Origin of the sequence: Candidatus Planktophila sp., assembly GCF_036734405.1 — a bacterium.
Taxonomy (GTDB): Bacteria; Actinomycetota; Actinomycetes; order Nanopelagicales; family Nanopelagicaceae; genus Planktophila.
Map to the genome: position 1 here is coordinate 87,111 of NZ_DAIMYR010000002.1, position 22,986 is coordinate 110,096.

The 22,986-nt window shown below is 46.5% G+C and carries 20 protein-coding genes; 18 read left to right on the forward strand and 2 right to left on the reverse strand.

The features are described 5' to 3' along the window. Positions 1–33 precede the first annotated feature (33 nt). The 4 genes from rplU to proB all read left to right on the forward strand — a co-directional run bounded on the left by rplU (position 34) and on the right by proB (position 3,339). Positions 34–348 (forward strand): 50S ribosomal protein L21, encoded by a 315-nt coding sequence (gene rplU, locus AC9UC2_RS02535; protein ID WP_445821025.1) that lies wholly within the window; start codon positions 34–36, stop codon positions 346–348. A 14-nt stretch (positions 349–362) separates the two neighbouring features. Then, the gene (gene rpmA, locus AC9UC2_RS02540; protein WP_445821026.1) at positions 363–617 is read left to right on the forward strand and encodes a 50S ribosomal protein L27; all 255 of its coding nucleotides are present in this window, start codon (positions 363–365) and stop codon (positions 615–617) included. A 98-nt stretch (positions 618–715) separates the two neighbouring features. Further along, on the forward strand, positions 716–2,227 hold the full coding sequence (obgE, locus tag AC9UC2_RS02545; protein ID WP_509524947.1) for a GTPase ObgE: 1,512 nt from the start codon (positions 716–718) through the stop codon (positions 2,225–2,227). Next, complete coding sequence (gene proB, locus AC9UC2_RS02550; protein WP_509524950.1) at positions 2,224–3,339, forward strand: glutamate 5-kinase; 1,116 nt, start codon at positions 2,224–2,226, stop codon at positions 3,337–3,339. Before obgE ends, proB begins: the two co-directional genes overlap by 4 nt. Here the strand turns inward: proB and AC9UC2_RS02555 are convergent, their stop codons facing one another. Continuing rightward, positions 3,340–4,476 carry a serine hydrolase domain-containing protein gene (locus tag AC9UC2_RS02555; protein WP_509524952.1) on the reverse strand — a complete coding sequence of 379 codons (1,137 nt, stop codon included), beginning with the start codon at positions 4,474–4,476 and terminating at the stop codon, positions 3,340–3,342. Positions 4,477–4,509: 33 nt separating this feature from the next. Between AC9UC2_RS02555 and AC9UC2_RS02560 the strand changes: the two genes are divergently transcribed. From AC9UC2_RS02560 to gatB, 4 genes are read left to right on the forward strand one after another with little or no spacing between them, the layout of a single operon-like run. Continuing rightward, on the forward strand, positions 4,510–5,778 hold the full coding sequence (locus AC9UC2_RS02560; RefSeq protein ID WP_509524955.1) for a glutamate-5-semialdehyde dehydrogenase: 1,269 nt from the start codon (positions 4,510–4,512) through the stop codon (positions 5,776–5,778). 26 nt (positions 5,779–5,804) lie between these two features. Beyond that, positions 5,805–6,101, forward strand: coding sequence for an Asp-tRNA(Asn)/Glu-tRNA(Gln) amidotransferase subunit GatC (gatC, locus tag AC9UC2_RS02565; RefSeq protein WP_509524957.1), 297 nt, complete (start codon positions 5,805–5,807; stop codon positions 6,099–6,101). Next, on the forward strand, positions 6,098–7,594 hold the full coding sequence (gatA, locus tag AC9UC2_RS02570) for an Asp-tRNA(Asn)/Glu-tRNA(Gln) amidotransferase subunit GatA (RefSeq protein ID WP_509524960.1): 1,497 nt from the start codon (positions 6,098–6,100) through the stop codon (positions 7,592–7,594). The genes gatC and gatA overlap by 4 nt, the downstream gene beginning before the upstream one ends. Continuing rightward, entirely contained in the window at positions 7,591–9,099 is a 1,509-nt protein-coding gene (gene gatB / locus AC9UC2_RS02575; protein ID WP_509524963.1) for an Asp-tRNA(Asn)/Glu-tRNA(Gln) amidotransferase subunit GatB, read from the forward strand. Before gatA ends, gatB begins: the two co-directional genes overlap by 4 nt. Here gatB and AC9UC2_RS02580 read toward each other — a convergent pair whose 3' ends face one another. After that, positions 9,100–10,563 carry an MFS transporter gene (locus tag AC9UC2_RS02580; RefSeq protein ID WP_509524966.1) on the reverse strand — a complete coding sequence of 488 codons (1,464 nt, stop codon included), beginning with the start codon at positions 10,561–10,563 and terminating at the stop codon, positions 9,100–9,102. It lies immediately after the preceding gene. 57 nt (positions 10,564–10,620) lie between these two features. Here AC9UC2_RS02580 and ilvD point away from each other — a divergent pair, with 57 nt between their 5' ends. From ilvD to AC9UC2_RS02630, 10 genes are all read left to right on the forward strand, one after another. Further along, the gene (gene ilvD / locus AC9UC2_RS02585) at positions 10,621–12,294 is read left to right on the forward strand and encodes a dihydroxy-acid dehydratase (protein ID WP_509524968.1); all 1,674 of its coding nucleotides are present in this window, start codon (positions 10,621–10,623) and stop codon (positions 12,292–12,294) included. Between the two features lie 199 nt (positions 12,295–12,493). Continuing rightward, entirely contained in the window at positions 12,494–14,233 is a 1,740-nt protein-coding gene (locus tag AC9UC2_RS02590; protein ID WP_509524971.1) for an acetolactate synthase large subunit, read from the forward strand. Then, positions 14,233–14,787 carry an acetolactate synthase small subunit gene (gene ilvN, locus AC9UC2_RS02595; RefSeq protein ID WP_509524974.1) on the forward strand — a complete coding sequence of 185 codons (555 nt, stop codon included), beginning with the start codon at positions 14,233–14,235 and terminating at the stop codon, positions 14,785–14,787. The genes AC9UC2_RS02590 and ilvN overlap by 1 nt, the downstream gene beginning before the upstream one ends. A gap of 31 nt (positions 14,788–14,818) precedes the next feature. Further along, positions 14,819–15,871, forward strand: coding sequence for a ketol-acid reductoisomerase (gene ilvC, locus AC9UC2_RS02600; protein WP_509524976.1), 1,053 nt, complete (start codon positions 14,819–14,821; stop codon positions 15,869–15,871). Next, positions 15,864–17,456 carry a phosphoglycerate dehydrogenase gene (serA, locus tag AC9UC2_RS02605; protein ID WP_509524978.1) on the forward strand — a complete coding sequence of 531 codons (1,593 nt, stop codon included), beginning with the start codon at positions 15,864–15,866 and terminating at the stop codon, positions 17,454–17,456. Before ilvC ends, serA begins: the two co-directional genes overlap by 8 nt. Next, the gene (locus tag AC9UC2_RS02610; protein ID WP_509524981.1) at positions 17,456–18,490 is read left to right on the forward strand and encodes a 3-isopropylmalate dehydrogenase; all 1,035 of its coding nucleotides are present in this window, start codon (positions 17,456–17,458) and stop codon (positions 18,488–18,490) included. Before serA ends, AC9UC2_RS02610 begins: the two co-directional genes overlap by 1 nt. A gap of 2 nt (positions 18,491–18,492) precedes the next feature. Then, the gene (locus tag AC9UC2_RS02615; RefSeq protein ID WP_509524984.1) at positions 18,493–19,572 is read left to right on the forward strand and encodes a branched-chain amino acid aminotransferase; all 1,080 of its coding nucleotides are present in this window, start codon (positions 18,493–18,495) and stop codon (positions 19,570–19,572) included. Next, positions 19,572–21,161: a citramalate synthase gene (gene cimA, locus AC9UC2_RS02620; RefSeq protein WP_509524986.1), complete on the forward strand. Its 1,590-nt coding sequence runs from the start codon at positions 19,572–19,574 to the stop codon at positions 21,159–21,161. Before AC9UC2_RS02615 ends, cimA begins: the two co-directional genes overlap by 1 nt. 9 nt (positions 21,162–21,170) lie before the next feature. Then, positions 21,171–22,085 (forward strand): tyrosine recombinase XerC, encoded by a 915-nt coding sequence (locus AC9UC2_RS02625; RefSeq protein WP_509524989.1) that lies wholly within the window; start codon positions 21,171–21,173, stop codon positions 22,083–22,085. Continuing rightward, complete coding sequence (locus tag AC9UC2_RS02630; protein ID WP_509524992.1) at positions 22,082–22,774, forward strand: polyprenol monophosphomannose synthase; 693 nt, start codon at positions 22,082–22,084, stop codon at positions 22,772–22,774. Before AC9UC2_RS02625 ends, AC9UC2_RS02630 begins: the two co-directional genes overlap by 4 nt. Positions 22,775–22,986 lie beyond the last annotated feature (212 nt).

A 22,986-nucleotide genomic window follows, 5' to 3' on the forward strand; every position in this document is an offset into this window, starting at 1 on the left:
GGTCAAGGCTTAGAAGATGAACTGGAGTAACACGTGTACGCAATCGTTAAAGCTGGCGGACGCCAGGAAAAGGTCGCAGTTGGCGACACAGTAATCGTTGATCGTATCGACGCTGCTGCTGGTGCAACTGTCTCATTTCCTGCCTTGCTCGTAGTAGATGGTGCAGCTGTTACAACAGATCCAAAGGTTTTGTCTGGCGTGAAGGTAACTGGCGAAGTTCTTGAAGAACTTAAGGGACCAAAGATCGATATCTTGCGTTACAAGAACAAGACAGGTCACCGTCGTCGCCAGGGATTCCGTGCGCAACTGACTCGTGTAAAAATTACCGCCATCAACGGCGCGAAGTAAGGGAGACGAAGTAAATGGCAAGTAAGAAGGGTGTCTCCTCGACACGAAACGGTCGCGATTCCAATCCACAGTACCTTGGTATCAAGCGTTTCGGCGGACAAGAAGTTAATGCAGGCGAAATTCTAGTTCGCCAGCGCGGAACACATTTTCACCCAGGCAAGAACGTAGGTCGCGGTAAGGATGACACCTTGTTTGCACTAGCTGCAGGCGTTGTTGAATTCGGTCGCGCTCGCGGACGCCGTGTAGTGAATGTGGCTCCGGTAGCTTAATTTTAGGTTTCTTGTAAAAGAGCGAGCCGTAATGATGCGGCTCGCTTTTTTCATTCAGTACGGTTTTTAGTGGAAGCACATAGGAAGGGAGTCACAAAGTGACAACATTTGTTGATCGCGTAACTCTCTATGCCATTGCCGGAAAAGGTGGCGATGGTTGTGTTTCAGTTAAACGCGAAAAATTCAAACCACTTGGTGGCCCTGATGGCGGCAATGGTGGACGCGGCGGAGATGTAATTTTAGTTGTTGATCCAAGTGTTACGACTTTGCTTGATTTCCATCATTCTCCTCACCGCAGAGCGACTTCAGGACATCAAGGATACGGTGATCGCAAAGATGGACACCAAGGTGAAGATTTAATTCTTGGAGTTCCCAACGGAACTGTTGTCTACGATTCCAATGGCGAACAAATTGCAGATTTAATTGGTACTGGAACCACATTTAGTGCCGCTGCTGGTGGCTTTGGTGGACTTGGAAACATGGCGCTGTCATCATCTAAACGTCGTGCACCAGGTTTTGCCTTACTTGGCGAACCAGGTGAAGAGCGCACATTAATTCTGGAACTAAAAAGCGTTGCAGACATCGCACTTGTTGGATTCCCAAGTGCCGGAAAATCATCATTAATTGCTGCCGTATCTGCAGCTCGTCCAAAGATCGCGGATTATCCATTTACAACCTTGGTTCCAAACTTAGGTGTTGTTCAAGCAGGAGAAACACGTTTCACCGTTGCAGATGTTCCAGGACTTATTCCAGGTGCATCACAAGGTAAGGGATTAGGTCTTGAATTCCTTCGTCACGTAGAGCGATGTGTAGCACTTGTGCATGTGCTTGATTGCGGAACCTTAGAAACTGACCGAAACCCAGTTTCAGATCTTGAAGCAATTGAAAATGAATTAGCTTTGTACGGCGGACTCGAAGATCGCGTTCGCATTGTTGCCTTGAACAAAATTGATTTACCTGACGGTCAAGCTATGTCAGATATGGTTGAACAAGAGCTACGCGACAAGGGATACGACGTTTATCCAGTGTCAGCAGCTTCACGCGCAGGATTACAAGATCTTATTTATGCCATGGGACGTTTGGTGGCGAAAAACCGTGCTGATGCAGGTGTTCAAGAGCGAACTCGCATCATCTTGCGTCCAGTCGCAGTTGATGATTCTGGCTTCTTGGTACATGCAAATGCAGATGGCTCATTCACGATTCGTGGCAAGAAAGTCGAACGTTGGGTTCGCCAAACTAACTTTAAGAATGCCGAAGCAATCGGCTATCTTGCAGATCGCCTTGCACAACTTGGAGTAGAAAAAGAGTTGTACAAGAAGGGCGCAGTTGCCGGAAGCGAAGTTCGTATTGGCGATGGCGATACTGAAGTTATCTTTGATTGGGAGCCAACCATCGAAGCCGGCGCTGAACAATTGGCGGGCCACCTACATCGCCGCGGTGAGGATTCACGTCTTGAATCAACCTGGAATATGCCTGAGCGTATTGAAGATGTTTTAACTGAAGATGAAATCGCCAAGCAGTGGGAATACAACGTTGTTGACCCTCACACACCTAAACTTTCAGCACCGATAATTACTGATGAAGATCTAAAGGATGGAGATGACAAGTGAGCCGAGCGCAGATTTCCTCTGCAAAACGCATCGTCATCAAGATTGGTTCCTCCTCTCTTACCGGTAAAGCCGGATCGGCACTTGATGCCACGGCCGTTAACAAACTTGTGGATGTTGTTGCTGCCTGTAAAAAACGTGGCGCAGAAGTAGTCGTAGTTTCTTCAGGTGCTATTGCTGCTGGTTTGGCTCCACTGGGATTAACAACTCGCCCTAAAGATCTTGCAACACAGCAAGCCGCCGCATCAGTTGGCCAAGGTTTGTTAGTTGCTCAATACACACAAAGTTTTGCTCGCCATGCAATTACCGCTTCACAGGTTTTGCTTACTACCGAAGATGTGGTCCGACGTTCACATTATCAAAATGCACAGCGAACTTTGTACAAACTTCTCCAGCTTGGTGTTGTTCCAATCATTAATGAGAATGACTCTGTTGGAACTCAAGAAATTCGCTTTGGCGATAATGATCGTCTGGCAGCTTTAGTTGCCTTGTTGATTGGTGCAGACTTACTGGTTTTAGTTTCCGATATCGATGCTTTATATGATGCTCCTCCGACACAAGCAGGAGCGCAAAGAATTCATGAAGTTTCATCTGTTGCAGATATTGATGGCGAAACATTAGGTGGAGCAGGATCGGCCGGAGTAGGTAGCGGGGGAATGGTTACCAAGGTTGAAGCGGCTCGAATTGCCACATCTGCCGGTATCCCAATGCTGCTTACTTCACTTGAAGATTCCGATAAAACTCTCGCTGGCGAAAAATTTGGAACACATTTTCATGCGCACGCTAGTAAAACGACATCTCGTTTATTGTGGCTTGCTCATGCAACAAAGTCGCAAGGAAAGTTGATTCTGGATGCAGGCGCAGTAACTGCGATTTTAGAGCGTGGAGTTTCCTTGCTACCTGCTGGAGTCACTGCAGTTCAAGGCGATTTCATTGCAGGTGACGCAGTTGAACTTGTCGGACCAGATGGCGCAGTAATTGCACGCGGCCTTGTCGCTTTTGATTCAGCTGATCTGCCGCAGATGTTAGGTCGTTCAACAAAAGAGCTTGCTGCAGCATTAGGTGCAGAGTACGAACGCGAACTTGTTCATCGCGACGACCTAGTTCTTCTCTAACTAGTTCTTTTCTGCTATTTCCCGCAAGACCGGTGCGATCTTTGCGCTAATTCCATCTGAACTTGTCGGGATATCAGAGAGTTTTACAATCACGGTGTCATTGAGTGCATCCATATAGATGTATTGGCCATGCAAGCCCATCATTAAGTTGACCCCTGGGAATGGATGCCACATCTGTGCGCCATAACCCCAGCCATAATCCAAGGTAACTGCAGAAGTTGAAAGTCGGGCTTTCCAAGAAGTGCTTGCAATCTTTGGATCACCACTCATTAAGGCTTGACCCACACGTGCGTAATCACGAGCGGTTGCATTGAAGCAACAAAATGCTTTTTCATGTCCACCAACCTGATCGACATTCCACGTGGCATTGAAATCTGCACCAACCTTTTGCCATACACGTTCGCTGAAAGCATCGGCCAATTTTTGACCGGTAATCTTTTGCACAATTAAACCTAACATCTGTGTATTTACTGATCGGTACTCTGGGAAACTACCTGGCTCTTCTCTCATCTTTCGATTGTTTTTTAAGAACCAATTGACATCTGTTGAGGCATACATTTGTGCGATAGCAACTCCCCAACCTGACGGACCAGATGGATAGTTATCGGAAACACCAATCCCTGAGTTCATGTCAAGAAGATTCTTGATTGTCACCTTGTCAAAGGAAGTTCCGGCTTTAAACTCCGGCAGAATCTCTACAAAGCTGTCGCTTTCTTTAATCTTTCCTTCGTCAATTAACTGACCGATTACTAACGATGTCATTGTTTTTGCAACCGAATACGAAGGAAGGACGGTTGATTGCTTCTTGCCATTTAAGTACGACTCGTAAGTGATTTTTCCTTTGCGAATAACTAAAAATACATTTGTGTCGGTTTCCTTTAGGAATTGTTCAAATGGGACAGGCTTTCCATTCCAATTCACTGTTGTAATCACTTCGGCAGTGCCTTGAATCCAAGGGGATCCTGGTACGGCTTTGATTGGGTGCGACGGCATTAAATCTGGGGTCTTAGATGCCGGCGCTAGACCAAGTCGAATTGCGGCAATCGGTTCCGGGTAATGAATGATTTTTGTAAGGCCAAACAATGCGGCGTAGACAACGACGAGAATGATTGCGACTCTGCGGATTAATTTGAACACGGCATCAGGGTAACTCCCGATAGGCTTAAACCTATGGACGCCAAGGGATTGATTTCGCAGCTTGCAGATTCTGCGCGTCGTGCCGGCAAAACATTGAGTGTTTCCACGGGTGCTCAACGAAAAGAAGCACTACGGGTAATTGCAGATGCCATTGAGGCAAGAAGCGCCGAAATCCTGGCCGCCAATGAAAAAGATATGCAGGCAGGTCGTGCATCAGGATTGAACTCATCGCTTTTAGATCGACTTTTACTCACCCCTGAACGAATCACAGGGATTGCTGGGGGAGCGCGTCAAGTAAGTGAACTTGAAGATCCTCTTGGTAAAACTCTGCGCAAATCTACTTTGCCTAACGGAATTGAACTAGAACAAATCTCCGTTCCATTTGGTGTTATTGGAATGGTCTATGAAGCACGTCCAAATGTGACCGTTGACGCTGCAGTTATCTTGTTGATGTCTGGAAATGCTGCACTGCTTCGGGGCTCATCTAGTGCGGCACATAGCAATGAGATTTTGGTTCGCGTAATGCGCGATGCTTTAGCGACTACTTTGATTTCTCCAGATGTGATTCAACTTGTCCCATCCGAAGATCGTGAAACAGTTAAAGCTCTTCTAAACGCCCGTGGAAAAGTAGATTTAGTTATTCCTCGCGGAAGTGCTGCTTTGATTCGCATGGTGGTTGATGAGTCATCGGTGCCAACTATCGAAACTGGTGCTGGTGTCTGTCATGTCTACATCGATGAGTTTGCTGATTTAGCTAAAGCGGTCCCAATCATCATTAATTCAAAGGTGCAGCGTCCAAGTGTGTGTAACGCCGCTGAAACCTTGCTAGTACATACAGCTATTGCAGATCAATTCTTGCCAATTGCTCTAAAAGCACTTCACGAAGCCGGAGTAATTATGCATTGTGACGTGGCTTCTTTAGCAGTGGCAAAGAGTGCAAACATCCCAGCTTCCTTGGCAACGGATGAGAATTTTTGTACCGAATACGGGACCCTAGAGATGAACGTTGCAATTGTGGATTCAGTTGATGCTGCCAGTGCGCATATTGCTAGGTACGGAACACAGCACACCGAAGCCATAATTTCTGAGAACAAAGATAATGTGAAGAGATTTATTGCACTTGCTGATTGTGCGGCGGTAATGGTCAATACATCCACGCGCTTTACCGACGGCGAGCAAATGGGATTTGGCGCTGAAATTGGTATTTCAAATCAAAAATTGCATGCCCGAGGACCAATGGGGCTAGAAGCGATGACGACCACCACTTGGATTGTTACTGGAAATGGGCAAATTCGCAGTTAGGCTGCAATTTAATTAGACTCAACCCTATGAGCAGCCTTTCACGCGATGATGTCGCCAAACTTGCAGGCCTAGCCCGCATCGAAATGAGCGAAGAAGAGTTAGTCAGTCTGTCCAACGAGTTCACCGTTATTTTGGATGCTGTCGCTCGCGTGCAGGAAGTTGCCGGCGCAGATGTTGAGCCAACCTCACACCCATTGCCATTGCGCAATGTGTTTCGTGCAGATGTAGTTGTTCCAAGTCTTACTCCAGAACAAGCTCTTTCAGGTTCACCAGCGCAAGAAGATCAGCGCTTCCGCGTTCCGCAGATCTTGGGTGAAGAATGATTCGTAATTCAGCAACTGAAATGGCAGCAAAGCTTGCCTCTGGTGAAACTACTTCTGTTGCATTAACTCAGGCACACTTAGATCGTATTGCTGCAGTTGATGCCGATGTTCATGCATTTTTGTATGTCGATACAGAGGGTGCTTTGGCGCAAGCCGCAGCAGTTGATGCAAAGCGCGCAAAGGGTGAAAAGTTGTCACCACTTGCAGGTGTACCACTTGCGCTTAAAGATGTAATGGCGCAAAAGGGTGTTCCAACTACTTGTGGATCAAAAATTCTCGAAGGTTGGCGCCCTCCTTATGATTCAACTGTTGTTACAAACTTAAAAAAGAATGACATCGTAATTTTGGGTAAGACCAATATGGATGAGTTTGCAATGGGTTCTTCAACTGAAAACTCTGCCTATGGTCCAACACATAACCCATGGGATTTAACTCGCATTCCTGGTGGATCCGGTGGCGGTTCATCTGCGGCCCTTGCTGCGTTCGAAGCACCATTAGCAATTGGCACAGACACCGGTGGATCAATTCGCCAACCTGCAGCGGTCACCGGAACTGTTGGAGTTAAACCAACATATGGTGGAGTTTCACGTTTTGGTTTAGTTGCTTTTTCATCTTCACTTGATCAAGCCGGTCCGTGTGCACGCACAGTGTTAGATACCGCACTACTTCACGAAGCAATTGCAGGACATGACCCAAAGGATGCAACAAGTATTAATGCCCCAGTTCCTCAAGTAGTTGCAGCAGCCAAATCAGGCGATGTTAAGGGAATGAAGATTGGTGTTGTTAAGGAACTAAATGGCGATGGATATCAGCCAGGAGTTCGCGCACGTTTTGAAGAATCTCTAGAGTTATTAGCAAAAGCTGGGGCTGAAATTGTTGAAGTTTCTGCCCCTAACTTCGAATACGCACTAGCTGCGTATTACTTAATCGCACCCTCTGAATGTTCATCTAATTTAGCTCGCTTTGATGCAATGCGATATGGCTTGCGCGTGGGTGATGTAGATGGTGCATCTGCTGAAGCTGTAATGAATTTGACCCGTCAAGTTGGCTTTGGCAAAGAAGTAAAGCGCCGCATTATTTTGGGAACCTATGCGCTGTCATCTGGTTACTACGATGCTTATTACGGAAGCGCGCAGAAGGTCCGCACGCTAATTACACAAGATTTCACCAATGCATTTGAAAAAGCCGATGTTCTAGTTTCACCAACATGTCCGACAACAGCCTTTAAAATTGGTGAGAAAGCTAATGATCCGCTGGCCATGTATTTAAATGACATTGCAACGATTCCGGTAAACATGGCTGGAATTGGTGGAATGTCGCTGCCTTCAGGTTTGGCCGATGAAGATGGCTTACCAGTTGGCTTCCAGATCATGTCTCCTGTCATGAAGGATGAGCGCATGTATTCAGTTGGCGCAGCTCTTGAAGCGGCGCTGCTTTCCAAATGGGGTGCTCCATTACTGGATAAGGCACCGACTTTGGCAGGTGCACGATGACACTTTCATATGATGATGTAGTTGCTAAGTACGAACCAGTTTTGGGTCTTGAAGTTCACGTCGAACTGAATACAAATTCTAAGATGTTTTGTGGTTGCAGCACGATTTTTGGTGCAGAGCCAAATACTCAGACTTGCCCTGTCTGTTTGGCTTTGCCGGGCGCCATGCCGGTTGTCAACGAAAAGGCGATTGAATCAACAATTAAAATCGGCCTAGCGCTTAACTGTTCAATTGCTCCATTTTCTCGCTTTGCTCGCAAAAATTATTTCTATCCTGATATGCCAAAGAACTTTCAGATTTCTCAATATGACGAACCAATCTGTGTAGACGGTTATGTGGATGTTGAGATTGAAACTGATGAAGGGCCAAAGACCTTCCGCGTTGAAGTTGAACGTGTCCACATGGAAGAGGACACAGGTAAGTCGCTACACGTTGGTGGAGCAACAGGACGAATTCATGGCGCCGAATACTCGTTATTGGATTACAACCGAGCTGGAATTCCTTTGGTTGAAATTGTTACCAGAATTGTTCCAGGAACAGGCAAGTACGCACCAGAAGTAGCCAAAGCTTATGTTGCAGAGCTACGTGACATTCTTCGCTCCCTTGGCGTTAGCGATGTAAAGATGGAACAAGGCTCATTACGATGTGACGCAAATGTTTCCTTGCGCTTAATTGGTGCTGAAAAACTTGGCACCCGAAGTGAAACTAAGAATGTGAATTCATTGCGCTCAGTAGAACGCGCAGTGCGTGGTGAAATGATCCGTCATGCAGAGCTATTAAATGCAGGAGGCCGCGTTGTTCAAGAGACACGTCACTTCCAGGAAGACACAGGATTAACGCGTTCTGGTCGTTCAAAGGAGCAAGCCGAGGATTACCGTTACTTCCCAGAGCCAGATCTAGTGCCAGTTGCACCAGATGCCGCCTGGATTGAAACTTTGCGTGCTGGGTTGCCAGAGCGACCATCAATTCGTCGTAAGCGTTTGCAAGAAGCGTGGGCAGTTCCTGAAAAGGAAATGGCGGCCATGATTAACGCAGATGTTCTAGATATTGTTGAAGCAACAGTGTTGCTGGGTGCAGATCCAACTAAGGCACGCAGCTGGTGGCTTGGTGAAATTTCACGAATTGCAAATGACAAAGATGTTGCAATTGCCGAACTTTCAATCACACCATCAGATGTTGCAGAAATTGTGGCACTTGTTAACGCAGGTGAACTTACAGACAAGCTTGCTCGCCAAGTTGTAGAAGGCGTTATTGCTGGAGAAGGTAAGCCTGCCGACGTAGTTGCAAAGCGCGGGATCAAGGTAGTCAATGATGATGGCGCACTAATGGCAGCAATTGAAAAGGTTTGTGCTGAACAACCAGAAACTGCAGACAAAATTCGTGCTGGTCACGTACCTGCCGCAGGAGCATTAATTGGCGCTGTCATGAAAGAGACAAAGGGCCAAGCAGATGCTGCTCGCGTACGAGAGCTTCTACTTGGCCACTTAGGTCAAGCTTCGAATTAATTAATGAAGGCCAGCGCCTTCTGTTTCAACCAAAGAATCTTTACCAACATTGATAAAGAAGAACAGCACGATTGCGCCAATAAAGAGCAAAAGTGCACTGAACTTAAATGCCACAGTAAAGCCATGAGTCATAGCAAATGGCATTAACTTCTCACCCAATTGAGCATTTGCTGCGGCATATGTCGTTGTTGCAGTTGCTGCCACAGTGTTAAGAAGTGCCACACCCAGCGAACCGCCTACTTGCTGGCTTGTGTTAAGCATGGCGCTTGCAACACCAGTGTCATGAGATGAAACAGCGTGAAGAGCCGTTGAAGTCAATGGGATAAAGACCAACGCCATTCCGCTAGACATGATCAAAAGTGCAGGCAATACATGTGTTGTGTAAGAAGTTTCTGGGGTAATTCGAGAAATCATCAACATTCCCGCACTCGCAGCAATTAATCCAGGAACCATTAATGCTCTTGGACCAAACTTTGGTAGTAATTGAGAGGCAACTCCGGCGAAGATGATGATTCCAAAAGTAAATGGTAGGAACGCAAAGCCAGAACGCAATGGCGTGTAACCGAGAACTACTTGTAGGTAAAGACCTAAGAATAGAAACATTGAAAACAATCCGGCACCAACAACCAGGGATCCAAGGTAAGAACCACCACGGTTTCGATCTGTAACTACGCGAAGTGGCATTAATGGATTCTTAACACGCTTCTCGATAAGTACAAAAGTTGTAAGTAGTAATACAGATGCCATCAAGAAGCCAATAGTTAAGGTGTCACTCCATCCGCTAACAGCCGCCTCATGGAATCCATAAGTTAATGCGAATAATCCAGCTGTTGCGGTGAGTACACCAGGGATGTCATAAGAATTATCACCTTGAGCTTTTGATTCCTTTACAAACTTAACGGCAAGTACTGCAGCAAAGATTGCAATAGGTGTGTTTACACCTAGGCACCAACGCCATGAGAAATACTCAGTTAAAGCTCCACCCAGAATTAAACCGATTGCTGCGCCGCCACCAGAAATCGCACCGATTACACCAAAAGCTTTTGCGCGTTCCTTTGGAACAGTAAAAGTAACTGAGATAATTGCTAACGCAGCCGGTGCAAGTAGTGCTGCAAAAACTCCCTGAAGTGCACGTGATGCATAAAGCATGCCTTCATTGGAAGCGACTCCACCAAGTGCCGATGCCGCAGCAAATCCTGCTAAGCCAATCAGAAAAATCTTCTTGCGTCCCATGTAGTCACCAATGCGGCCACCCAATAGCAGTAGGGAGCCAAATGCCAATGTATATGCGGTGATTACCCATTGCTGATTGGCGTCTGAGATTCCAAGTTCCACCTTTGCGCTTGGAATCGCGATATTCATAATTGAACTATCAAGAACAATCATCAATTGAGCGATAGCAACGACAAATAAGGTGCGCCATCTTGTTGGATCTAGGGTTTGCTGGGATGCAGGTTGTGACACGTTAAAGCTCCAATTATTCGACTGATAAATGAGTTATCAAGAGGGTAGAATTCTCTCATGCCTAACATGAAGCCGCGTTCCCATGTCGTTACTGATGGAATGGAAAGAGCTCCTCAACGAGGAATGCTGAGAGCTGTTGGAATGGGTGATGAAGATTGGGTGAAGCCGCAAATCGGAATTGCGTCTTCATGGAATGAAATCACGCCATGCAACATGTCACTCGATCGTTTAGCTAAGGCTTCTAAAGAAGGTGTGCTTGCTGCTGGGGGTTTCCCTATGCAGTTTGGAACTATTTCAGTCTCTGATGGAATTTCAATGGGCCACGAAGGAATGCACTTCTCTTTGGTCTCGCGCGAGATCATCGCTGATTCAGTTGAAACAGTCATGAACGCAGAACGTTTTGATGGCATGGTCACTTTTGCAGGGTGTGATAAATCACTTCCAGGAATGATGATGGCAGCTGCACGTTTAGATGTAGCAAGTGTTTTTGTATATGCGGGTTCAATTTTGCCAGGTCAAGTAGATGGCAAAGATGTCACGATCATCGATGCTTTTGAAGCAGTAGGTGCGTGTGCTCGAGGCTTGATTACAAAAGAGCGCGTAGATCAGATTGAACGAGCGATTTGTCCGGGAGAAGGCGCATGCGGCGGAATGTATACCGCAAACACCATGGCAGCCATTGGTGAAGCGCTAGGACTTTCATTGCCAGGATCTGCAGCACCTCCTGCTGTTGATCGTCGTCGCGATGCGTACGCAATCAAGTCAGGAGAAGCTGTTGTTAATTTAATTCGCCTTGGAATCACTACGCGAATGATTTTGACGAAGAAAGCTTTTGAAAACGCAATCACAATTTTAATGGCGCTAGGTGGCTCTACAAATGCAGTCCTTCACCTATTGGCCATTGCACATGAAGCTGAAGTTGATTTAACTCTAGAAGATTTCAATCGAATTGGCGCAAAAGTTCCATTGCTAGGCGATCTAAAGCCCTTTGGAAAGTTTGTTATGACTGATTTAGATCGAGTGGGTGGAATTCCAGTAGTACTTAAGATTTTGTTGGATGCTGGCTACCTTCACGGGGATGTATTGACTGTGACTGGAAAGACGATGGCGGAAAACTTAGCCGACATCAATCCACCTTTTCCAGATGGTGTTGTTGTTCATCCCGCTGAACGTCCATTGTCAAAGGATGTTGGAATCACAATTCTTGGGGGATCACTTGCTCCAGAAGGTGCGGTCTGCAAAACCGCCGGAATTGGAATTGATTCCTTTGAAGGTCCTGCACGCGTCTTTGATCGCGAACAATTGGCAATGGATGCAGTTGAAAATGGAACAGTTAAAGCTGGCGATGTAGTTGTGATTCGCTATGAAGGGCCAAAGGGTGGACCAGGAATGCGCGAGATGCTCATGGTTACCGGAGCAATTAAAGGTGCAGGTCTTGGTAAATCAACTTTGCTTTTAACTGATGGACGTTTCTCTGGTGGTTCAACTGGATTATGCGTCGGACACATTTCGCCAGAAGCCGTTGATGGTGGACCAATTGCCTTCATTAAAGATGGCGACATTGTTCGAATCGATACAGTGAAGCGAACCCTTGATTTATTGGTAGATCCTGCTGAACTTGAGGCCCGCAAAATCGGTTGGGAACCTTTGAAACATAAGTACACCCGTGGTGTTCTTGCTAAGTTCTCTAAACTTGTGGGCTCAGCATCTAAAGGTGCGGTCTGCGAGTAGTCCTCTCACCTCCAGTCCAACATTCCAGAATATGAGATCTGCATCTCAACCCTTGACGTTGAGCCTGCTTCATTGGAGAATAAGCGCATGAGCACAACATTTGTGGTGGTGATTTAAAGGCGCGTGATCGGTTTTTGATCATGCGCCACCCTCAGTTATCTGGGGGTTTTTTCATTTAGATAATTGAAAGGAGATGGATATGAGCAAGAAGATGAGTGGAGCTAAATCACTCGTGCAATCTTTGGAGTCTGCCGGCGTCGATGTGATGTTTGGAATTCCAGGTGGTGCAATTCTTCCTGCATACGATCCAATCTTTGACAGCAGCATCCGCCACATCTTGGTGCGCCACGAACAAGGTGCAGGCCATGCTGCCACTGGTTATGCCCAAGTCACTGGCCGTGTTGGCGTTTGTATTGCCACATCTGGTCCCGGTGCGACAAATCTTGTTACACCACTTGCAGATGCTGCAATGGATTCAGTTCCGATGGTTGCGATCACTGGACAAGTTCCTTCAGCGGCAATTGGAACAGATGCTTTCCAAGAGGCAGACATTCGCGGCATCACAATGCCATTTACAAAGCACAATTATTTAATTACTGATCCACAAGATATTCCACGAGCGATAGCTGAAGCTTTTTACATTGCTTCATCTGGTCGACCAGGACCAGTTCTTGTTGATATCGCAAAAGATGCCTTGCAAAAGGAAACCGATTTTGTCTGGCCTAAGGATTTGTCCTTGCCTGGTTACCATCCGCAGATAGAACCTGAAAATCAGGCAATCAAAGATGCTGCAGCATTAATCGCTTCATCATCAAAGCCAGTTTTCTATGTTGGCGGCGGCGTTATTAAATCAAATGCTTCCAAGGAGTTAATGCAGCTTGCTGAATTAGTTGGAGCACCTGTTGTTACAACGTTGATGGCGCTTGGCTCATTTCCAGATAGTCACCCTCAACACTTTGGTATGCCTGGTATGCATGGAACTGTTGGCGCTGTTACCGCGCTACAAAAAGCAGATTTACTTATTACTTTGGGTGCACGCTTTGATGACCGAGTAACCGGAAAACTTTCAACATTTGCCGTTAATGCAAAAGTTATTCACGCTGATATTGATCCTGCTGAAATTGGCAAGAATCGTTACGCAGATGTTCCTGTTGTTGGGGATCTCAAGCACACCATTGCCGCCCTTGTCCCTGCAGTAAAGGCTGAATTTGCTAAGGGGCGCGCAGATTTAGCTCCATGGCTAGCTGCAATGAATAAGTTGCGAGCTACTTATCCACTTGGCTATGACACACCTAAAGATGGTTCTTTATCTCCACAATATGTAATTGAACGCATCAGCGCGCTAACTGGACCAGAGGCAATTTATGTTGCTGGAGTAGGTCAACACCAAATGTGGGCTGCACAATTTGTTAAGTATGAGAATCCTCGTACATGGCTTAACTCTGGCGGCCTAGGAACAATGGGATATGCGGTTCCTGCTGCGATGGGTGCAAAAGTTGGTGCACCTGACACAACTGTGTGGGCAATTGATGGTGATGGATGTTTCCAGATGACAAATCAAGAACTAGTGACCTGCGCACTAAACAATATTCCGATCAAGGTTGCAATCATCAATAACGAATCTCTTGGAATGGTTCGCCAATGGCAAACACTGTTCTACGAAGGTCGATATTCAAATACCAATTTGGAATCAAAGAGAGTTCCAGATTTCGTGAAACTTGCCGATGCAATGGGTTGCGTTGGATTAACGTGTGAGCGACCAGAAGATGTTGATGCAGTTATCAAGCTTGCCAACTCGATAAATGATCAACCTGTCGTTGTAGATTTCAGAGTATTTCGCGATGCAATGGTGTGGCCAATGGTTGCTGCAGGTACTTCAAATGATGACATTAAGATCGCGCGTGAAATGGCGCCCGACTGGGATTCACAGGAGCTGTAATGAGTACACATACACTTTCAGTTCTTGTTGAAAACTCACCAGGTGTGCTTGCGCGTGTGGCCGGTCTGTTCTCGCGCCGTGCGTACAACATCGATTCGTTAGCAGTGGGCCCTACTGAAAATCCTGATATTTCTCGAATGACTATTGTCATCAACGTTGAAAGTCACTCACTAGAGCAAGTGATTCGTCAGCTAGATAAGTTAGTAAATGTCATTCACATTGCTGAGCTAAAACTCAATGATTCGGTCCAAGCTGAACTGCTGTTGGTAAAGATTTCAGCAACATCCAAAAATCGATTTGATGTTGATGCCGTATTGGAAACTTATGGAGCAGTAATCGTAGATGAAGATGCCGAGTCCTTGACCCTTGAGGCAACCGGGGATGCGGCGAAAATCAGTGACCTACTTAACGCTTTAGAGCGTTTTGGCATTCGCGAACTGGCTCAATCAGGCTTAGTAGCGATCGAACGTGGCAGCGGTTCGCTGGCAGACCGTACCCTTAGCACTCAAAGTATTCCTACCGCTGATAGCGGTCAGGCTGATTACCAAAACTAAAAACCAACCAAGGCACACACTACAAAGGACGATGAGGAGAAATACCGTGGCAGCAACGATGTATCACGAAGAGGATGCTGATCTATCGATCATCCAAGGTCGCAAAGTCGCGATCATCGGTTACGGCTCACAAGGACATGCACACGCACTTAACTTGCGTGACAGTGGTGTCGATGTTCGTGTTGGTTTAAAGGATGGTTCACCTTCTCGCGCCAAGGCAGAAGCTGAAGGCCTTCGCGTTACTAGTGTTGCTGAAGCAGTTAAGGAATCAACGGTCATCATGATCTTGGCGCCAGATCACTTGCAGCGCCACATCTACACAGATTCAATTTTGCCAAACCTTAAAGATGGCGATGCATTGTTCTTCGGGCATGGATTTAACATCCGTTTTGGATACATCAAGCCATCAGCATCAGTTGATGTGTGCATGGTTGCACCAAAGGGTCCAGGCCACTTGGTTCGTCGTGAATATACAGCCGGTCGCGGAGTTCCAGTAATTGTTGCGGTTGAACAAGATTCAACAGGAAATGCTTGGCCACTGACACTTTCATATGCAAAGGCAATTGGCGGACTTCGCGCAGGCGGAATTCTGACAACATTTACTGAAGAGACAGAAACAGATCTATTCGGTGAGCAATCAGTTCTTTGTGGTGGAGCATCACAGCTAGTTATGTACGGCTTTGAAGTACTTACTGAAGCTGGATACCAGCCAGAAGTTGCATACTTTGAGTGCTTGCACGAACTTAAGTTGATTGTTGACCTTATGTACGAAGGTGGAATTGCAAAGCAGCGCTGGTCAGTTTCTGACACAGCTGAATTCGGTGACTACGTATCAGGTCCACGTGTTATTGATCCACACGTTAAGGAGAACATGAAGGCAGTTCTTGCAGACATCCAGAGTGGTGTTTTTGCAAAGCGCTTCATTGATGATCAAGAAGCTGGCGGAACTGAATTTAAGACGCTTCGCGCTAAGGGTGAAACACACCCAATCGAGGCTGTTGGCCGCGAACTTCGCAAGATGTTCTCTTGGATGAAGCAGTCAAAGGGCGACGATTACAAAGAAGGCAGCGCAGCGCGTGGCTAAACCTATTGTTTTAATCGCTGAAGAACTCAGCCCTGCAACACTTGAAGCGCTAGGTCCTGATTTTGAAGTTGTTAACTGCGATGGTGCAAACCGTGCAGAACTTCTAGCAGCCCTTGCTAAAGGAGTCGATGCTGTATTGATTCGCTCTGCTACCAAAATGGATGCAGAAGCGATTGCTGCAGCAAAGGGATTGAAGGTAATTGCACGAGCAGGTGTTGGTCTTGATAACGTTGATATTCCTGCAGCAACAGCTGCGGGTGTAATGGTTGTTAATGCACCAACATCAAATATCGTGTCAGCTGCCGAGTTAGCAATTGCATTGCTAATGGCTTCAGCACGTTTTGTATCACCGGCACATGCAGCTTTGCGTAATGGAAAGTGGGCACGTTCAAAGTACACCGGTGCCGAAATCTTCGAGAAAACTCTGGGAATCGTTGGCTTCGGACGTATTGGCCAATTAGTTGCACACCGCATGCAAGCTTTTGGAATGGATGTAGTTGCATACGATCCATATCTACAGCCAGCACGTGCGGCTCAGCTCGGTGTTCGTTTAGTCGAATTAGATGAGCTGCTTAAGATTTCAGATTTCATCACAATTCACCTTCCAAAGACCAAGGAAACTGCAAATCTAATTGGCGTAGATGCCTTGAAGAAGGTTAAGCCAACCGTTCGAATCATCAATGCTGCTCGTGGTGGAGTTCTTGATGAGGCTGCACTGTTTGATGCAATTACCGAAGGTCGCGTAGCAGGTGCAGGACTTGATGTGTTCTCAACTGAGCCTTGTACTGATTCGCCACTATTTACTTTGGATCAAGTAGTTGCCACACCACACTTGGGTGCATCTACTGATGAAGCGCAAGAGCGTGCAGGTATTGCTGTGGCGGTTTCAGTGCGTAAAGCACTTGCTGGAGAACTTGTTCCTGATGCAGTCAACGTAAAGGGTGGAGCTATCCACGAAGAGATTCGCCCAAGCTTGCCTTTGGTTGAAAAGATGGCACAGATTGCAACGGCAATCGCAGGTGAAGCGCCAGTAAGTATGGACTTAACTGTTAAAGGTGACATTTCTGAACATGATTCATCAATCCTTGCCACTAGCGCACTTAAGGGAGCGTTACTTGGTTGCGGACTTTCAGATGTGACATATGTAAATGCACCAGCACTTGCGGCTGAACGCGGACTGACATCATCTGTAACAACAGATCCCGAAAGCCCTGAATTCCGCAGCATGATTTCACTTCGCGCAGCGCTTGCCGATGGAAAAATTGTTACCGTTGACGGAACTTTGATGGGTATTCGCAAAGTTGAAAAGATCATTGCAATCGATGGATTTGATCTTGATCTTCCTCCTACCGAAAATCTTTTGTTCCTTCGTTACTCTGATAAACCAGGTGTTGTTGGCGCAGTGGGTAATGCACTTGGTAAGGCTGGAATCAACATCGCAGGTATGCAGGTTGCACGTAATGCAGCCGGCGGTGATGCATTGATGGCACTTACCGTGGACTCACAAATTAGCGATGATCTAATTTCATCAGTTAAGAAGGAAACTGGAGCAGAATTAGTTCGCTCCGTAACTTTGGTGGGGTAATGAAAACTATTAATTTAGCGGTAATTGCCGGCGATGGAATCGGTCCTGAGGTTGTAGGGGAAGGCCTGAAGGTTCTAGATGTTGTGGCAAAGAAGTATTCAGTGGAGTTTAAAAAAACTTCCTATGATCTTGGCGCAGCATTTTGGCATCGCACAGGAGAAGTTTTGCCAGATGAAACCTTGGCTGATTTAGCAAAGGCAGATGTGATTTTGTTAGGTGCAGTGGGAGATCCAACTGTTCCTAGCGGCGTTTTGGAACGCGGTCTATTGCTAAAGCTTCGCTTTGCATTTGATCACTACATTAACTTGCGTCCTGCACGTTTAATGCCGGGGGTTGTTGGTCCACTTGCAACTAAAGCTCCAATTGATTTTGTAGTTGTTCGCGAAGGTACAGAGGGTCCATATGTTGGTGCCGGTGGCGTCCTTGCTGAAGGAACTGATGCGGAAATTGCCACTGAAGAAAGCCTTAATACTCGTCGCGGCGCAGAGCGAGTAATTCGTGATGCATTTGAACGCGCTTCGAAGCGGGAACGCAAGAAGTTGACCCTTGTTCACAAGAACAATGTTTTAACTCGTGCTGGTGGATTGTGGACTCGAACCTTTAATGAAGTCGCAAAAGAATACCCAGCAATCACAACTGATTACCTACATGTTGATGCTGCATCGATGTTTTTCGTAACAAACCCAGATCGATTTGATGTTGTTGTAACTGACAATTTATTTGGAGATATCTTGACCGATATCGCAGCTGCAATTTGTGGTGGAATCGGTTTGGCGGCTTCTGGAAACATTAATCCAACTGGAAAATTCCCATCGATGTTTGAGCCAGTCCATGGTTCAGCACCAGATATTGCTGGCAAGAACTTAGCTGACCCAACTGCAACAGTTACCTCAGTTGCAATGATGCTTGATCACCTAGGACTTGCCGAAGCTGCTCGCGATGTAGAACGAGTCGTAGCTGCTGATCTCGCCGTTCGTGGGGATAAGAAACGAAGCACAACTGAAATTGGAGACGCGCTGGCTGGCGCACTGTAATTATGAAAATCACTCTCAATCCACATGCAAAAGATGCTGCAACGCGCGATGCGTTAGTTGCTGAAGGTGGATTTGGTAAGTACTACACCGATCACATGGTGATGTGCGAATGGAGTGAGAAAGATGGTTGGGGAGAACCTCATTTAATGCCTTACGGGCCAATCTCATTGGATCCAGCAACGGCGGTTTTTCATTACGGACAAGAGATCTTTGAAGGCATGAAGGCTTATCGCCAACCAGATGGAACAGTTGCTTTGTTTCGCCCGACGGCAAATGCAAACCGTTTTATAAATTCTGCCAAGCGCTTAGCGTTGCCAGAAATGCCAGTTGAATTGTTTATGGAAACCGTTGAAGCACTTGTTAAACAAGATGCAGGATGGGTTCCAAGCAAAGTAGGCGAGTCCCTGTACATCCGCCCATTTATGATCGCAACCGAGGTTGGTTTAGGCGTACGCCCATCAAATAGAGCCACATACCTTCTTATAGCAACACCAGCTGGTGCTTACTTTGATCCATCCAAGGCGGTATCGGTTTGGATTTCTACTGAATATGTACGTGCTGCGCAGGGCGGAACAGGTGAAGCAAAGTGTGGTGGAAACTATGCAGCATCACTAGTTGCACAAAAAGCTGCAGCTAAAGAGGGTTGCGATCAAGTTGTTTGGATTGATGCCAAAGAACGCAAATGGATTGAAGAAATGGGTGGAATGAACCTTTACTTTGTAAAGGGGAAAGGTGCAGATGCAACAGTAATCACACCTAAGCTCACCGGAACTTTGTTGCCCGGAATCACACGCGATTCGATTTTGTCCGTTGCTGTTGATCTTGGTTACAAGGTAGATGAGGTAATGCTGTCCGTAGATGATTGGCGAGATGGCGTTACATCAGGGGAAATTTCTGAAATCTTTGCGTGCGGAACCGCGGCGGTTGTTTCTCCTGTTGGACAGGCTAAGAGCACGATGGGTACATGGGTAACTGGCGATGGTCAGCCTGGCACGATCACCATGCAGATTCGTAATCACTTGTTAGGAATTCAGCACGGCACAATCGCAGATAAGCACAACTGGATGAGTGCGGTTAAGTAATGCCAGTAAATGATGCATTCCACATTTATGACACAACTCTGCGTGATGGTGCTCAACAAGAAGGTTTAAATCTATCTGTTCATGACAAGATGAACATCGCCCGTCACTTAGATGATTTAGGTGTTGGTTTTATCGAAGGTGGATGGCCAGGTGCAAATCCAAAAGATACAGAGTTCTTCGCACTTGCTAAGAAGGAATTAAAGTTAAAGAACGCAACTTTTGTTGCTTTTGGTGCAACTCGTCGCCCAAACGCAAAAGCGGCTGATGATGTTTTACTTGGAGCGCTTCGAGATAGCGGTGCACCTGCGGTAACTCTTGTTGCAAAAGCCTTTGATCGCCATGTTGATCTTGCACTAAAGACCACTTTGGATGAGAACCTTGCGATGATTCGTGATTCCGTTACTCACTTAATCCAAGAAGGACAGCGTGTTTTTCTTGATGCAGAACACTTTTTTGATGGTTATCGCAGCAATCGTGCCTACGCCCTAGAAGTTGTTCGGGTTGCAGCAGAAGCAGGTGCGGATGTAATTGCATTGTGTGACACAAATGGCGGAATGTTGCCTGATGAGTTGTCACAAGTTGTGCATGATGTTCTTACAGCAAGCTCTGCGCGCTTAGGTATTCACTGCCACAACGACACAGGTTGTGCGGTAGCAAACTCAATGGCAGCAGTAGCCGCCGGTGCAACTCATGTTCAGGGAACGCTTAACGGCTACGGAGAGCGCACAGGTAATGCAGATTTAGTAACAATTATTGCCAACTTAGAGCTTAAGAAGAAGCAGTTGGTTCTTCCGCCAAATGCATTGCAAGAAGCATTTAGAATTTCACATGCCGTTGCTGAAGTTACAAATGTAACTCCAAGTTCACGCCAGCCATATGTTGGTGTTTCTGCATTTGCGCACAAGGCGGGCTTGCACGCTAGCGCGATCAAGGTCGATCCATCGCTGTATCAACATGAAGACCCATCATCTGTTGGAAACGATATGCGAATGTTGGTTTCAGATATGGCCGGACGTGCCTCAATCGAACTTAAGTCACAAGAACTTGGCGTCGATTTGGGTGGCGATAAGGAACTTATTGGTCGAATTGTTGACCGAGTTAAAGAAATGGAATCCCGCGGCTTTACCTTCGAAGCAGCTGATGCCTCCTTTGAATTACTGGTTCATGAAGAAATGTCTGGCAAACGTCCATCATTTTTCACAATCAATCATTGGGTTACATCTGTTGAACGTGCAGCTGATCAAACAATCACCACAAAAGCTGAAGTAACTGTGACCGCAAAGGGGCAAGAAATCACTTGCAGTGGCGAAGGTAATGGTCCCGTCAATGCATTTGATAATGCACTTCGGACCGGATTGACTTCTTTGTACCCAGAACTATCAACGCTGGAACTGACCGATTACAAGGTTCGCATTCTTGAAGGTCGTCTTGGAACAGGTGCTGTTACGCGCGTGCTTGTCGAAACTAGTGATGGCAAGGGCGAATGGAACACGGTGGGTGTTCATGAAAACGTCATCGCCGCATCGGCCATGGCATTAGAAGATGCCGTTACCTTCGGCCTTATGCGTCAGGGACGTAAGCCCGAGTAAACTGCTGGCGTGAGCGAAAATTATGAAAAGCTAATTGCAGCTTTTACTCGCCACTTACAAGTCGAACGTGCCTTATCTATTCACACGATTCGCGCGTATCTAGGAGATCTTGAATCATTAATTGTGCACCTTGAAGCAATTGGCGTTTCAGACATTTCTCAATTAGAACTTATTCATCTACGTTCTTGGCTCGCCAATCAGCAAGTTAAAGGCGGTGCACGAACCACCCTTTCTCGCAGAGCGGTATCGGTCAGGTTGTTCATTAAATGGGCGGTAAAGAACAAGTATTTGGCCAAAGATGTTGCCGCAACCCTTGCAACGCCTAAAGGACATCGAACCTTGCCTGATGTCCTGGAAATTGCCGATGCCCAGGTTGCTATGGATTCCCTTGCAACCAGAGCCGCTGAAGAGCAAACGCCTATCTCTTTGCGTGATGTTGCAATGGTTGAAGTGTTGTATGCATCTGGTGCACGTGTTGCCGAGCTGTGTGGGTTGGATCTTTCTGACATTGATTACAACCGACAAACTATTCGAGTATTAGGTAAGGGAAATAAAGAACGCACAATTCCGTTGGGTAACCCGGCGGTAAAAGCCCTAAGGGTGTGGCTAGAAAGTGGCCGCGATCAGTTGAAGAATTCTGAATCTAAGTCGGCGGTATTTCTTGGTGCTCGAGGAAAACGAATTGATCAACGTACGGTGCGCACCGTTGTATACAACGCATTGCAAGCTATTGAAGGTATTGATCGAATGGGACCCCATGCATTGCGACATTCTGCGGCAACACATTTGCTAGAAGGTGGAGCAGACCTGCGCACTGTCCAAGAGATCTTGGGACATGCATCTTTGGCTACAACTCAGATCTACACCCACGTATCAACTGAACGTTTGCAGAAAGCGTTCAAGCAGGCGCATCCACGAGCATGAGAGCATCATTAGTTGTTATTCCTACTTATAACGAAGCTGAAAGTATTGGCAGCATTCTTGAAGCCTTGAAATCGCTGGACTGTGATGTTCTAGTCATTGATGACGGATCTCCTGATGGAACTGCTCACTTAGTTCGACAATTGGGGATAGAAGTTATTGAACGTGAAGGTAAGCAAGGTCTAGGAAGTGCTTATCGAGCCGGTTTTTCTATCGCATTAGATCGTGGATATACATATGTAATTCAAATGGATGCGGATGGATCCCATCAGATTAAAGATCTTGAAAAAATGATGGAATGGATTGGAAGTGCGGATTTATTAATTGGCTCTAGATGGGTCAAGGATGGCCAGATTGCCAATTGGAGCAAATTCCGCGAGTACCTTTCTAAATCAGCTAATAGATATGCAAATGCAGTGCTCTCATTGGACGTGAAAGACACAACTTCTGGATTTAGAATCTATACATCAGCGCTTTTGCGTAAAATGGAAATCTCAACAATTCGAAGCGAGGGTTATTGCTTTCAAATCGAAATGACTCGGCGCGCGTTATCGCGTGGGGGATCGGTGGCCGAAGTCCCCATTACCTTTATCGAGCGAAGCCAGGGCCAGAGCAAAATGTCTGCGGCCATCGCCCTTGAAGCCGTTGTTCGCATCACCGCTTGGGGAGCATTACGCCTAATCGGGCGGTAATTTCCACGCCCCGCGCTCAGGTAGGATTTGCCTCGCACCTCTTCGAAAGAAAGGTGACATCTCAGCACTCACTGGCCCAGTTGGTTTTAACTAATTGGATCGGCATAACCACCTCGGTCCACAAGAAATTGTGGTCGGTGATTTTGAGTGCGACGGGCCTAACAAATTGTTTGGCCATAAACCGAGCAGGTTTATTGCGCACTGCGCGAAAA